Source organism: Agrobacterium sp. GW821-FHT02D03, from assembly GCF_059421725.1.
Window position 1 is genome coordinate 1658129 of record NZ_JBWKVN010000002.1, and the last position, 14291, is coordinate 1672419.

The window sequence follows — 14291 nt, forward strand, 5'->3', positions numbered from 1 at the left end:
CCCCTAAGGAAAAAGGCCGCCCGAAAGCGGCCCAAATCATTTCCAGCGTGCGGCACGTACCCGCAAACCAAGGGGGCAGCGGCAAGAGCCCCTACCGATGTCAGTTCAGAGAGCGGGACGGTTGTAACGATCGCGCTCGGTCTTGATCTGGTCGGCGTCATAGGGATCAAGCGTGTCGTCGAAGCGGTTCCAACCCTCTTTCTTGTAAGCGTCACGGCGCGCTGCTGGATCGACCAAGTTCGATCGCTTGAGAATAGCTTCCGCTTCCGGAACCATGCCGTCGTCCACCTTTGCGGTCACGATAGTGCCGCCACGGCGTACGCCTTCCGCATAAACGTGAGCGTCTTCTTCAGAGACACCTGAGTCCGTCATGGCACCTACGATACCACCTGCCGCACCACCCGCCACGGCACCAGCGGCGACGCCAGCAGCGGTTGCTGCAAGCCAACCGGCGGCCACGACAGGGCCGACACCCGGGATGGCCATGAGGCCGAGGCCGGTCAGCAGACCACCTGCACCGCCCACAACTGCACCTATGCCAGCGCCCGTTCCAGCGCCTTCTGCGGCCTTGGATTCGCTGCCATCGTGGTGATGAGCGTTGTTCGAGACGATGCTGATGTCATTCGATGGCACGCCTGCTGCTTCTAGTTGAGTCACTGCCGAATGCGCATCCGCATTGTCGTCGAATAGTCCAGTTACAGTTTTCATCGGGTTGTCCTCGATTGCGTAAATAGTAGTGATGCAAGATCTGGCCTTAAGATCACCGCCGGATGCACGCCGCTTTACTTGGCGACAATGTTGCCCTGGTAATCCATGGAGATCATGACGGACTTGCCGTCCTTCATTCCAGCGGCCATCCAGATTCCCTTGTCATCCTTCTTGAGGTCCTTGACGTCGGAATAGCCGGCTTCTTCTATGCGGCTTTTTGCCTGCGCTTCGGTGAAGCTGTTAGCACCCTCGACAGGAGCGGTCGGATTCTTGGTTTCAGGAGTCGCGACTGCAGGCGTGTTACCATCTGTGCTGGTTGCTGGAGCCGACGTCTGGGCAGCAACAGACATCGCCGTGGCGCTCAGCAGCGCCACTGCTAGGATGATCTTTTTCATGATGGTTTCCTCTCGTGGGGGTTGCGTTTCGTGTTTCCCCTAAGACCTAACTGGAACCCCCAACATTCGTTCCTGGCGCTGAGAAATTTAAGCACGGGCTAAACCGCGTTTGTCTTGATAGGCTCGTGTTCACGAAGGACAGCGAAAATGGATCGATCCGTCACACCCGGCGTCGCGGGTTTGTTCCCGTCACCCCTGCTGGGTGGAAATTATCTATGTTGAAGCAGGCACTGTCCCACAACTGACGGCAGCACCAGAGGTAGGAGATTTCAGCTCCAACTGCGTGAGTTTCATCAATTCCGCTAAACCTCGGCACGATCTATCCTTCATCCATTGGCTTTTCACCGCGGCCTTACTTTTTCACTCGAATAATTTGTCGTGACTTTTGAAGCGGTAGAATCTCGCGATCGAGCGACAGCATCGGCCCGAAAATCGGACTCGATGCTCGGAAAGCACGATGCGTCGATTCAAAAAGGGTAAGCGTCCCTTGGGCGTCCAATAGGACGCCCGGCGCTCTAGCAGCAATCCTCTCCTTCATGGAATAAGGCGGTTTTTACGCAAGCTCTCGAAAAGGGCGAAAAACGCATCGTCTGTGGGTTGATATTCTCTGAAGCCCAGACGTCGGCTTTTGCCCATGTCGGTGACCACCTCGATGGGACGACCCAGATCCGCATCGGTGTGCCATGGAGATGCGAGGCGGTCTATGTCGGACTCCGCCAGGCTGTCGCGTTTCGCGATGTCGCTCCAGATCGCAGCATCCTCACTCATCTGCTCTAGAAGAGGACTCATGGTGCCATCGAACTCTGCAGGCTCGATGTCAAACCAGTTGGCGATCCGCTCCCACATCCACTTCCAGCGGAATATGTCTCCATTGACCACATTGAACGCCTCGTTGTGGGCCTGCGGTGTCTCTACCGTCCACAGCAAATGCTTCGCCAAGAGGTTGGCGTCTGTCATGTCGCTCAGACCGTTCCATTGGGCCGAAGACCCGGGAAAGCGGAAAGCACGTCCCGTCTCTCGGCAGATGGTGGCATATACGGCAAGGGTTGTTCCCATGTTCATGGCATTGCCAACGGCCTGCCCTATGACTGTATGCGGACGGTGCACGCTCCAGGTAAACCCATCACGGCTGGAGGCAGCAAAAAGCTCATCTTCCTGCGCGTAATAGAAGTTCTCGACATCAAGTCGGCCCTGTTCTTCACGGAATGGGGTTTGCGGCAAGGTGCCATTGCCATAGGCCTCAAAGGGACCGAGGTAGTGCTTGAGACCGGTGACCAACGCCACGTGCATGTTTGGATTGCTTGGGCTCAGACCATGCAGCAGATTCCGAACCATGGACGAGTTCACGCGGATATTTTCTGCCTCGGTCTCCTGACGCGCCCATGTGCTGATGAAGACGGCATCAGGCTTCACATCGCTCAGCGCCTGTGCTGTTTGGCGCGCATCCTGCAGGTCGGCAGCGACGGGAATGATCTGGGCGTGATCCTTTGGACGTCTTGCCAGACCATAGACTTTCCAGCCTTCTTTCAGCAAAAGCTCTGAGGTCGCGCCGCCGACGATCCCGCTTGCACCAACGACCAATGCTGTTCTAACCATGATGATACTCCACTTGCGATCTCGTCAGAGTTGGGCATCCAGTCGCTCGACATCCAGACGGCACCAGTTGGGGACATAGATACCAAGAGGTGACTACATGAGGCCGGGCAGCGATGAGGAAGAGTGGCGCGAGGACTGCGCGCCCCGCCGGGTGCTGGAACTTTTCTCGACGAAATGGACGAGCATGATTCTGCACACGCTGCACAAGCTTCACCAAGGTACAGCCAGGACCGGCGTGCTGGAACGCAGCCTGCCGGGCATCTCAAAGAAAATGCTCACGCAAACTTTGAAGGAGATGGAGCGTTCAGGTCTGGTCTCGCGCCATGTGCATTCAACAAGACCACCGGCCGTCGAATATCGACTGACCGATTTAGGCAATCGTTTCGTCGAGCCCGTAGAGATGCTCTACGGCTGGGGGAGGGACAATGCTGATGCACTGGATGCACTCGAACCTCGCACCACCTCAAGTCGCTAAACCGCGATGCGGTCAATTCAGTGTACCCATCTCGATTTTTCGAAGCTCGATTCAGATCTTAGCGCCGATGCTGCAGAGCGTGTAAGGCTAAAACGTGAAAGCGCTAGATCACGTTTCTTGCAAGAAGATCGCTCAAGCGACGTCATTCCATCCCTCATCGCGCTCAGTCCGGGGGGGCTTTTAAACAAGGCCGCCGCTGCAATGCACCTGTTATCGCAGAGGCCGAGAGCCGGAGTGCTTCGGCGTTTCTAAGAAACGGCTGGTCGCCTTAGAGCTCGCTCGTGGCTCATCGCCCTATTTCCGCATGCTTCACTGAGAGGGCAGCTGAGCTATTTCAAAAACAGGCGGATGACGAGCCCGATCACCGCGACAGTACCGACGCCGGCCAGCCATAGGGCGATAAACCAGGCCGTCTTGCGAAGGGCCTCGGCCATCAGTGATATCCTTCTTCCGGATCGATCTTTCCGCGGAAGACCCAGTAGGCGTAAGCGGTATAGGCAAGGATCATGGGGACCAGTATCATGGCGCCGACGAGCAGGAACTTCATCGAACTCTCTGGTGCGGCCGCTTCCTTGATCGTCAGGACACCGGGTATCATGTAGGGATAGAAGCTGATCCCAAGTCCGACAAAGCTCAACACGAACACGCCGAGCGCCGACAAGAACGGCTGCAGGTGCTTCCCTTGGGTCAGCCCGCTCCAAAGCGCAAAAGCACAAGCCGCTAGCAGCAACGGTACCAAGGCCGAGAAAAAGGCGGTGGGCCAGGCGAACCAGCGTTCGAAGTAAATCCGGTTGATGAACGGTGTCCAGAGCGACACTATGGCAATCAGCGCCAGAAGCGCCAGGCTTAGGGGACGCGCGAGCTTTGCCGACCGCGCCTGTATATCGCCCGAAGTCTTGAGATTGAGCCATGTCACGCCGAGTAGCGCGTAGCCTGTGAGAACGGCGACGCCGGTCAGGATTGAGAAGGGTGTGAGCCAGTCCCACCAGCCGCCTGCGTATTGCCTACCGGTGACCGCGACGCCCTGCACAAGTGCGCCGAGAGAAATACCTTGCATGAGAGCTGCTACCGAAGATCCGATCCAGAAACCAAAATCCCAGAGATGGGATTCATGGTGGGTTCGCCATCGAAACTCGAATGCGACTCCTCGGAAGATAAGGCTGACCAGCATCAGTATGATCGGCATATAGAGCGCTGGCATGATGATTGCGTAGGCGAGCGGGAATACGGCCATGAGGCCGCCGCCCCCGAGAACCAGCCATGTTTCGTTGCCGTCCCATACGGGAGCTATCGAATTCGTCATGACGTCGCGGTCGCGACGCTTTCGGAAGAACGGGAAGACGATGCCGATCCCGAGGTCGAAACCGTCCAGTACAACATAGGCGAGGACGGCGAAGGCGATGATCCCCGCCCAGACGAAGGAAAGATCAATGTCCATGGCGGCCTCCAAGCGAATGATCCTGCGTTGCGCCGGGCACGATGCCTGCCGTCCGGATCGGGCCGGCGTCAAGTTCCTGATCCGTGTCGAGCGGAGTTGGCGGACGTCGCATAAGCTTCAGCAGGTAGTAGACGCCCACGCCGAAGACGACAAAATACACCGCGATGAAGATAAGCAGCGAGGTCCCGACTGCGGGAGCGGAAACCGGCGACAGGCTCTCGGCAGTTCGCAGATGCCCATAGACCGTCCAAGGCTGACGACCGACCTCAGTCGTGTACCAGCCGGCAAGGACGGCCACGAAACCGGAGCCGCCCATGGCCACCGCGACACGATGAAGCGATGGCGTGTCATACAGCGTTCCTTTCCAGCGGGCCCATACCGACCAGAGCCCGACACCGAGCATCAGGAAACCGAGGCCGACCATGATCCGGAAGGTCATGAACGGCATGAGCGCCGGGGGACGTTGGTCGCGCGGCCATTCCTTTAGACCCTTGATCTCGCCGTCCAACGAGTGCGTCAGGATCAGCGAGCCGAGCTTGGGAATCTCGATCGCGTAGCGAGTGGTCTCTGCTCCGTCGTCCGGTATGCCGAAGAGGACAAGAGGGGCGCCTTCCTTATGAGTCTCGTAGTGCCCCTCCATAGCTGCGATCTTCGCTGGCTGATTTTCGAGCGTGTTCAGGCCATGCAGGTCGCCGACGAAAATCTGAGCAGGCGTGACGATCGCCGCCATCCACATCGCCATCGAGAACATGATGCGGGCCTGGCGGTTCGTCCGATCCTTCAGCAAGTGCCAGGCGCCGACCGCGCCCACGGCAAAGGCCGTGGTCAGGAAGGCTGCCAGCACGGTATGGGTCATTCTGTAGGGGAAGGAAGGGTTGAAGATGATCCTCCACCAATCTTCAGGCACGAAAATGCCGTTCGCGTCGACGCTGAAGCCAGCTGGCGTGTGCATCCAACTATTGGCCGACGTGATCCACGTTGCGGAAATCAGCGTGCCTACAGCTACCATGGCGACCGCCACCATATGCGCGGTGTCGCCAACACGCTTGCGGCCAAACAGCGCGATACCGAGGAAGCCCGCCTCAAGGAAAAACGCCGTCAAGACCTCGTACCCCATCAGCGGTCCGATAACTGGTCCGGCTTTGTCTGAAAACGCGGACCAGTTCGTGCCGAATTGATAGCTCATGACGATCCCAGACACGACGCCCATCGCGAAGGTCACTGCGAAGATAGTCTTCCAGTATTCGAAGAGCTTCAGGTAGGCCTCGTCCCGCTTCCACAGCCATAGTGCGTTTAGAACGGCGAGATAGCTCGCTGTCCCGATCGAGAACGCGGGAAAGAGAAAATGGAATGAGACGGTGAACGCGAACTGTATTCGCGCCAGCATTTCTGCTTCGAGGCCGAGGAAGGTCATGGTGACTCCATCACTGAGGACCCTCGAACTTAGCAATGTAGCCCGATGTTCCGGGCAGGCGTTACCACTTCATAGAGTCGATGGAGTGCATAGTAAGCTCATCTCAAGAGCTTCCAAGGACGCATGGCGTCGCGTGACGCAATGTCACGTCTATTGTCGCCACCATCTGCTTGCTTGCGACGTTGATCTTGGAAAGCCACGCTCAGGGCTCGCAGGACATCGATCGGAATATCAAGGGCCTTTTTCGGAGCAGATACTGATGCCCTAATTGTCTTGGACATAATTTGTCGTCCGCGGAGAAGTAAGTCTCCGCGGACAAACCTGTGATCTGCTCAGTTCTTCACTGTGTCTTCGAGGAAGAAGCGGCCGAGTGGGTTCTGGTAGAAGTTGGAAACGTTCTTGCGCATCACGTTTATATAGGGGCTGTAATAGAGGTCGATCCAGTTCACGTCTGCCTTGGCCATCTTCTGTAGCTCGACATACATGGCCTCGCGCTTGGCAGGGTCCGTTTCGAGACGCGCGGCGGCGACCAGATCCTTAACTTTGTCGTTCTTGTAGCGCGTCATGTAGTTCATGTTCGTGTCGTGGCCGAGTACGAAGGTCGTCTTCTGGTCAGGGTCGAGAATGTCATTTGTCCAGTACATGACTGAAATGTCGTAATCGCCCGCGATCAACATATCCCAGCTCTGGCTGGAGTCGACCTTCTGCAGATTGGCCGTCACACCCGCTTTGGCGAGTTGCTGTTGAAGGAGGACCGCTATCTGCTCGTCGGTCTCCTTACCGGCGTTGACAATGTAGTTCAGCGTCAAGCCTTCGGCACCTGCCGCTTTCAGCATCTGCTTGGCCTTTTCCGGATCATACGGGCGCTGGAGATTGTCGGCATAGTGATAAAGCGCGCCCCTTGGAATATAGGAGTTGGCGACTTCGCCGAGGCCGAACGTGGCGGCTTCAACAATCGCCTTCTTGTCGATTGCAAGATCAAGCGCTTCGCGCACTTCCTTCTTGGCAAGTGCGCCGTGCTCGTGGTTGATCAGCAGATGATCTTCACGCGTCGAGGGATCCATGCGCACTGTCAGGTCCGGATTCTTCTTCATCTCGGCAACGCGCGAGAAGGGAACAGTGATCGCCACGTCTATCTGACCGGTTTGGACGTTCAGCATGCGCGTATTGTCGTCGGGAATAACGACCCATTCGACGCCGTCGAGGCTGACATGGCCGGCATCCCAATAATTCGGGTTTTTCTTCAAGATGATGCGATCGCCTCGCTCCCAGTCTTCAACCGCGAAGGCGCCGGAGCCGACTGGCTTTTCGGCAAAGGCGTCGGGATTGGCTTCTACGATCTTCTTCGGCAGGACGGAAGCATTCGGCAGCGCCATCATGGTGATAAAGGGTACCGACTTGCTTTTCAGCTTGACGACCAGTGTCTTGTCGTCTGCCGCCGTGGCGGTATCAATGATCTTAAAACTGTCAGCCCAAAGCGAGCCCTTGTCGTCACGGATGCGTGTCAGCGAGAAAGCAGCGTCGTCGGCCGTAACTGGGCTGCCATCGGAGAATTTCGCGTCACGCAGTTTAAACGTGTAGGTCAGACCATCGTCGGAAACAGTCCAGCTTTCGGCAAGGCCGGGCAGCAGTTTGGTCCCCGAGGCATCGACACGTACGAGCACGTCAAAGACGTTGGAAAAGACCCAGTTATCGACGTTCTGTGCCGACTTGATCGGGTCGAAAGTGGTGGAGTCCTCATTGCGACCGATGGTCAGGACACCCGCGGCCTCTGCGTAGGAGGCCGACAAGGAGAGGATGGCGGCGAAGGCGGCGATTTTGGCTTTTGTCATTTTAAACTGCATGTGAACGATCCTCTGATGGTTATTATATTTTGGAGTGTCTCGACAGCGGCTTGTCCGGGTCGATATCGGGAATGGCCTCTATGAGACCGGCCGTATAGGCTCCGGATGGTCTGGCGAAGACATCTTCAGACAAACCTTCCTCTACGATGCGGCCTCGGTGCATGACGACGACCCGCTGGCAGAGCGAGCGGACGACCGGCAGATCATGTGCGATAAACACCAGTGTCAGATCCATCGTCGCAACCAGCTTGCGGAAAAGGGCGACGATCTGGGCCTGTATCGTGACGTCGAGAGCGGCGATACATTCGTCGGCGACGATGACGCGTGGATCAATGGCGAGTGCGCGAGCGATGCCGGCGCGCTGGCACTGCCCACCACTCATCGTGCGCGGCTTGCGTTGCGCGAAGCTGCGATCTAATTCCACGAGATCGAGAAGTTCATTTATCCTCTCCGGTATCTGGGCGGGGGGAATCTTCTTCTGGACTTTCAAGACTTCGGAAAGCGTCTCACCGATCGTCATGCGTGGATTGAGCGAATTGTAAGGGTCCTGGAAGACCATCGCAGCCTGGGTTCTAAGCGCGCGTAATGCCTCTGTATGATGGAGGCGGAGGCTTGCGCCGGCGAAGCTGACATGGCCGGACGAGGCGGGCGTCAGTCCGAGCATAGCCCTAGCCAGCGTCGACTTGCCTGATCCGCTTTCTCCAACGATGCCGACCGTATCCCCCGGCCAGATCTGGAGCGATATGCCATCTACGGCACTGAAGTGCTTGCGCTTCGAAAACAGCCCGCTACTGGCAGGAAAACACACGGAAAGATCGTCGATCTCGATCAGCGGTCGAATGTCTGCATGTCGTGCGACGTCATCCGTAGCCTTGGCCGCTTCAACCAGCATGGACGGATGGCTGGATATCAGCATCTTGGTGTATTCGGCTTGCGGTGTCTTCAGGATCTGCCGCTTCTCGCCGGTCTCAACAATACGACCGTTTCGCATCACGGCGATACGGTCGCACGTCTGGGCGACGACACCGAGATCGTGCGTGACAAGAATGATGGAGAGCCCGCGCTTATCGCGCAGGTCCAGCAGAAGATGAAGGATCTGCGCCTGGATTGTAACGTCAAGCGCCGTGGTCGGCTCATCGGCGATCAGGATATCCGGGTTGCAGGCAAGCGCAATCGCAATCATCGCCCTTTGCCGCATCCCGCCGGAGAACTCGTGCGCATAGCTGCCAAACTGGCGGGGCGGATCGGTAAAGCCAACCTGGCTCATGATGTCGAGTGCCAGCGATTTCGCCGCCTCACGCGAAAGATGTTGATGAAACACTATGCCTTCAAGGATCTGGTCGCCGATGCGCATGACCGGATCGAGATGGCTTGCCGGGTTTTGGAAGATCATACCGATCCGGGCGCCACGGACTGATTGCAGCGTCTTCTCGTCTGTGCCAGCGAGCTCCTGTCCGTCGAACAGGATCGAGCCGCCGGTGCGGTGAATAGTGCGCGATGGCATCAAACCTACGAGCGTGCGGCAGAGCAGGCTCTTGCCCGAACCACTTTCCCCGACGAGCCCTAGAACCTCTCCACGCGCGATATCGATGGAAACCCGGTCGAGGAGGGAGCGTGTTCCCTCGGTCGTCTCGACCGCAACCGAAAGGTCACAAACGGAGAGGAGAGGGTGTTGGGTGAGCACGTGTGTGGTCATCCGTTCACTCCCAGTTGCCTGGCCAGCCCATCGCCGATGAGGGAGAAGCCGAAAGCCAGTACGACGATGGAAAGCCCAGGGAAGAGCGTTATCCACCAGGCCTGCGTCACGAAGCTCTGGCCTTCCGCAACCATCACCCCCCATTCGGCCGTAGGTGGCTGAACGCCCAGGCCGAGATAGCTGATCGCTGCGCCAGACAGCAGAACCAGCACCACATCGGACATGGAAAAAACAATCGATCCCGCAATCGCATTAGGTAGGAGGTGGCGGAAAAGGATGCGTAGGCGCGAAAAGCCAAGGCTCTCCGCAGCCATGGCGTAATCGCTATTTTTGAGCACGAGGATCTGCGCGCGGATGAGGCGCGCATATGACACCCAGCCGACCAGCGCCATAGCGATATAGAAGCTGCCGAGGCCCGGTCCGAGAATGGCGATGATGGACAGCATAAGAACCAGGAAAGGAAAGGCGAGGATCACGTCGATCAGCCGCATCAGGACTGCATCGACCAATCCGCCAAGGAAACCGGAAACAGCGCCGATGACCGTGCCGATGGCAAAAGGGAAGGCGACCCCGATCAACGCCATCTGGAGATCGACACGTGCCGAATGGATGACGCGCGAAAGGATATCGCGGCCGAAATTGTCAGTGCCGAAGGGGTGAGCAAGGCCAGGGGCCATGAGCCGTGCCCCAGCATCTTGAAAGATCGGATCGTAGGGCGCGACAAGTGGCGCAAGGAGTGCCATCAGCACGAACAGGCCTAGGATGGCGAGCCCGGCATAGAGCGTGTCGTTGCGGGCCCTGAGCGTGCCCCCGCTCATAGCTTCACCCGCGGGTCTGCAGCGACGGTGGCGATGTCAGCCAGGAAGTTGACGAGGACAGTGGCACAGGCGAACACCATCGCCACGCCCTGGACAACCATGTAATCGCGCGAGAATATAGCCCGCACCAGTAACTGGCCCATGCCTGGCAAAGCGAAGACGCTTTCGACGACGACCGTTCCGCCGATCAGCCAGCCGATATTGACGGCCAGAAGGTTGATCGTCGGAACCACGGCATTCGGCACGACATGTCGCCAAAAAACGACATCCTCGGGCATGCCACGAGCTCGCGCGGCGGTTGCGACATCAGATTTTAGCCAGTCAATCATCGATGCGCGCAGCGAGCGCATCAGCACTGTGGACAACGATAAAGCGATAGTCAGCGACGGCAGCACAAGATGTGTGAGCTTGTCTGACAGTGTATTGCCGTAGCCTGAAACGGGCAGGAGCGGAATGCTCACCGAAAACAGCAGGATCAGCATCAGCGCCAGCCAGAAGGATGGAAGGCCGATCCCGAAAGTGGATACGACGCGCACCGTGTGGTCGACAAGCTGGCCTTCGTTACGCGCAGCGACAGCTGCCAGTGGCACGGCAATCAGGACAGACAGGAGCACCGAAGAGAACACAAGCGCCAGCGTCGGCTCGATGCGATTGGCGATGAGTTGCAGCACATCGATCTTGAAGGTGATCGAGCGGCCCATCTCTCCATGCATCAGGTTTTTGATGAAGTAGTAATATTGCTGCCAGATCGGTTGATCGAGGCCAAATTGCGAGCGGATATTGGCTATGGCTTCAGGCGTCGCCTTGGTGCCGAGCAAAACGCGTGCCGGATCGCCAGGGATCAACCGGACCAGGACGAAGGTGATGATGGAAACACCGAAGATCACCGGCAGGAACTGCAAGGGTCTTGCTAGAATGAAGCGATAGCGGTGTAGCATCAGCCTTTTACATCCTCCAGGAAGGAGAGCAGCGGCGGGTAGTAGCCCTCCGGATTTTCGTAGAAGGGCATATGGCTGGCATTGTGCACGACATTGATCCGAGCGCCGTCGGGCAGGGCGTTCTTCATACGCAGTGCGCATGCCGGCGTGAGCTCATCGTGCTCGCCGACGACGATCAGCACCGGCGCTTTGATCTTCGGTAGGTCCGGAATGCGGTTCCAGTCCTTCATATTGCCGATATAGAGGAATTCGTTCGGCCCCTGCATGGCCATGTAGGGTTCCATATTCCAGTCTTGCAGCGACTGGTTGACAGGGGCTGGCCATTCGGACAGGCGGCATACATGGCGATAGTTCAAAAGGGTGATGGCCGCGAGATATTCCGGATGATCATAGGACCCTGCTGCCTCATGCGCCTGCATCATCGCAACGGTCTCAGATCCGAGCGCGGCACGCAAACGTTCCAATTCGCTGGCAAGATGCGGCATGTCGGCAACGGTATCGGCCAGGATCAAGCTCTTGACGGCGTCTGGAAAGGTCAGCGTGTAGTCGATGGCAAGCCATCCGCCCCACGAATGGCCGAGCAGGTGGACCCGCCCGAGCCCCAGCGTCTGGCGCACTGCTTCCGTCTCCTCAACGTAGCGTTCAATGGTCCAGAGGCCTTTGTCTTCTGGACGCTCGGATGCGCCAGTGCCGAGCTGGTCGAAGGCGACCACGCGGAAGCCGCTGTCGATCAGACAGGAATGCGCCTCACGCAGATAGTCGCAAGGTAGACCCGGTCCACCGTTCAAGCAAAGCACGGTTTCCGGACCGCCGCCGAAAACATAGGCTACGACGCGATAACCCTGGATCGTCAGCTCGTGTCTCTCGTCCGGTTCGATTTTGCGCCACATGATTTTTCTCGCGTCTGCACAACATTTATGCAGGATTATTTCTAGAGCAATTCGGGCTCTACACTAGCTATCAGAATGATAGGGTGAAGATGTCCAAATGGCAGGTTTAAAATTCGGCGTGGAGCCACGAGAGGTCGGCATGGACGTTAAAGATGTCGAAGGGCGGTTTGCTGCGGCAACGAGCCTAGACGATCAGATCGATCAACTTTTCCTAGCCATGCAGAACTATGGCTTCGATACGCTGATCTACGATTATACGCCCGGTCGCTATGATCTTAGCGGCCAACTGATAATCCCGACTGTGCTGGAACTGCGCAACGTCGACGAGACGATGCGTGATTATTGGTGCCAACGCGGCTACTTCCGTCACGACCCCGTGCAGCATGTGGCGCTTAGCACGACAGGGCCATTCTTTTGGAACTATGACCCAAAGGCGAAGACGCTTATTCACGCTTTCATGAACGAAGAAACCGTGCCCGTCGCTGAATTTCTCTGGGAACGAGGACTGACGGCGGGAGTGACTGTGCCGATCCATCTGCCGGGCGGCGATTACGCCACCGTAACCGGCATTCGTGCAGGCGACCCGGTGAGGCTGGAGCGCGACGTACAGCTTTGTATGGGCGATTTCAATCTGGTGGCACATCTCTTTCAGCGCACCGCGGCGCTACGCATCGGCAGGGAACGGGCTTTGTCCAGCCTGCCGCGCCTGACCGCGCGCGAGCGCGAATGCCTGCGCTATTCGGCGGAAGGGTATTCGGCCAAGGAGATATCCCGCCTGATCGACAGGGCCGTGCCGACTGTGGTCATGCATCTCAATGCCGCAACTCGCAAGCTCGGCGCGCGGAACCGCACGCAGGCGGTCGCTCGCGCGGCGCATCTTCGCATGTTCGACCAACCGCGCGCATAGAGCGCTGTGCGTCCGTTTGGATGCACAGCGCTCTAGCTCTTTGAATCGACGCATCGTGCTAATCCGAAAATCGATTACGATTTTGGGCCGATGCTGTAGGTCACTCCAACCCTATCAGTTGTGATAGCTGCCGCCCCGGGCGTCATTCGCCTATCGTACTGCTCCATGATCATCGCATCTAGGGAGCGCTAAACTGACATCCGTTCAAACTCGTGAAGGCTATCTTTCATTCCGCGACTATCGGACCTGGTATCGCGTTACCGGTGACCTGAAAGCAGCCAGGCTGCCGTTGGTCGTCGCGCATGGCGGTCCCGGCTGCACGCACGACTACGTTGATAGTTTCAAAGACATTGCGGCGCTCGACGGGCGCGCTGTGATCCACTACGACCAGCTCGGCAATGGCAAATCGACCCATCTGCCGGAAAAGGGTGCTGATTTCTGGACAGTGTCACTCTTTCTCGAAGAGCTGGATGCGCTACTGGCCCATCTCGGCATCGCGGATCGATACGCTTTCCTCGGTCAGTCCTGGGGCGGTATGCTTGGCGCGGAACATGCGGTGGGCCAGCCGCAGGGATTAAAGGCGCTGGTCATCGCCAACTCGCCGGCCAACATGCATACCTGGGTCGCGGAAGCCAATCGTCTGCGCCGCGATCTTCCGGTCGACGTACAGGAAATTCTGCTTGCCCATGAGGACGCCGGGACGCTGACGCATCCAGACTACATTGCCGCCTCTCGCGTTTTCTATGACCGCCATGTCTGCCGGGTGGCACCTTGGCCCGAAGACGTTGCGCGTACGTTCGCTGCCATGGATGAGGACAACACCGTCTACCGCAACATGAATGGCCCGACCGAGTTCCACGTCATCGGCACGATGAAAGACTGGACGATCGAGGACCGGCTTGAGCTGATCAAGGCCCCGACACTTTTGATTTCCGGTGCCTATGATGAAGCCACACCGGAAGTCGTGCGTCCCTATCGCGAGCGCGTTGCGGACATCCGCTGGGTGCTCTTCGAGGAGTCCAGCCACATGCCGCATGTTGAGGAGAAGGAACTCTGCCTAAAGACAGTTTCCGACTTCCTGTCAGTCTACGACGCCGTCGCTTGAGCGGATTTTGGTGGTCGAGCCACGCTAGCTCAGGCCTCGTTAAATCAGAGCCAAAAGATTACGACTG

General features: G+C 57.7%; 13 protein-coding genes. 3 read left to right on the top strand and 10 right to left on the bottom strand.

From position 1 onward, the window contains the following. Window positions 1–105 precede the first annotated feature (105 nt). The 3 genes from AC07U5_RS20855 to AC07U5_RS20865 all read right to left on the bottom strand — a co-directional run bounded on the left by AC07U5_RS20855 (window position 106) and on the right by AC07U5_RS20865 (window position 2699). Window positions 106–708, bottom strand: coding sequence for a hypothetical protein (locus tag AC07U5_RS20855; protein ID WP_062424418.1), 603 nt, complete (start codon window positions 706–708; stop codon window positions 106–108). A gap of 74 nt (window positions 709–782) precedes the next feature. Beyond that, window positions 783–1103, bottom strand: a complete 321-nt coding sequence (locus AC07U5_RS20860) for a PepSY domain-containing protein (protein WP_062441223.1) — start codon at window positions 1101–1103, stop codon at window positions 783–785. Window positions 1104–1637: 534 nt separating this feature from the next. Further along, a complete protein-coding gene (locus AC07U5_RS20865) occupies window positions 1638–2699 on the bottom strand; it encodes an SDR family oxidoreductase (protein WP_494724133.1) in 1062 nt (353 codons plus the stop codon). A 97-nt stretch (window positions 2700–2796) separates the two neighbouring features. On the opposite strand from AC07U5_RS20865, the gene AC07U5_RS20870 reads away from it, so the two are divergent. Next, window positions 2797–3174, top strand: coding sequence for a winged helix-turn-helix transcriptional regulator (locus tag AC07U5_RS20870; RefSeq protein WP_494724134.1), 378 nt, complete (start codon window positions 2797–2799; stop codon window positions 3172–3174). A 433-nt stretch (window positions 3175–3607) separates the two neighbouring features. Here the strand turns inward: AC07U5_RS20870 and cydB are convergent, their stop codons facing one another. The 7 genes from cydB to AC07U5_RS20905 all read right to left on the bottom strand — a co-directional run bounded on the left by cydB (window position 3608) and on the right by AC07U5_RS20905 (window position 12212). Continuing rightward, window positions 3608–4612: a cytochrome d ubiquinol oxidase subunit II gene (cydB, locus tag AC07U5_RS20875; protein WP_062441867.1), complete on the bottom strand. Its 1005-nt coding sequence runs from the start codon at window positions 4610–4612 to the stop codon at window positions 3608–3610. After that, entirely contained in the window at window positions 4602–6026 is a 1425-nt protein-coding gene (locus tag AC07U5_RS20880) for a cytochrome ubiquinol oxidase subunit I (protein WP_494724135.1), read from the bottom strand. Before AC07U5_RS20880 ends, cydB begins: the two co-directional genes overlap by 11 nt. A gap of 332 nt (window positions 6027–6358) precedes the next feature. Beyond that, a complete protein-coding gene (locus AC07U5_RS20885; RefSeq protein ID WP_494724136.1) occupies window positions 6359–7858 on the bottom strand; it encodes an ABC transporter substrate-binding protein in 1500 nt (499 codons plus the stop codon). A gap of 34 nt (window positions 7859–7892) precedes the next feature. After that, window positions 7893–9566, bottom strand: coding sequence for a dipeptide ABC transporter ATP-binding protein (locus tag AC07U5_RS20890; RefSeq protein WP_494724137.1), 1674 nt, complete (start codon window positions 9564–9566; stop codon window positions 7893–7895). Continuing rightward, window positions 9563–10384 carry an ABC transporter permease gene (locus AC07U5_RS20895; RefSeq protein WP_494724138.1) on the bottom strand — a complete coding sequence of 274 codons (822 nt, stop codon included), beginning with the start codon at window positions 10382–10384 and terminating at the stop codon, window positions 9563–9565. The genes AC07U5_RS20890 and AC07U5_RS20895 overlap by 4 nt, the downstream gene beginning before the upstream one ends. Further along, complete coding sequence (locus tag AC07U5_RS20900) at window positions 10381–11322, bottom strand: ABC transporter permease (RefSeq protein WP_494724139.1); 942 nt, start codon at window positions 11320–11322, stop codon at window positions 10381–10383. Before AC07U5_RS20900 ends, AC07U5_RS20895 begins: the two co-directional genes overlap by 4 nt. Continuing rightward, the gene (locus AC07U5_RS20905; RefSeq protein ID WP_494724140.1) at window positions 11322–12212 is read right to left on the bottom strand and encodes a proline iminopeptidase-family hydrolase; all 891 of its coding nucleotides are present in this window, start codon (window positions 12210–12212) and stop codon (window positions 11322–11324) included. Before AC07U5_RS20905 ends, AC07U5_RS20900 begins: the two co-directional genes overlap by 1 nt. 97 nt (window positions 12213–12309) lie before the next feature. Here AC07U5_RS20905 and AC07U5_RS20910 point away from each other — a divergent pair, with 97 nt between their 5' ends. Next, window positions 12310–13119, top strand: coding sequence for a LuxR family transcriptional regulator (locus AC07U5_RS20910; protein ID WP_113226701.1), 810 nt, complete (start codon window positions 12310–12312; stop codon window positions 13117–13119). A 193-nt stretch (window positions 13120–13312) separates the two neighbouring features. Further along, window positions 13313–14224, top strand: a complete 912-nt coding sequence (locus tag AC07U5_RS20915) for a proline iminopeptidase-family hydrolase (RefSeq protein ID WP_494724292.1) — start codon at window positions 13313–13315, stop codon at window positions 14222–14224. Window positions 14225–14291 lie beyond the last annotated feature (67 nt).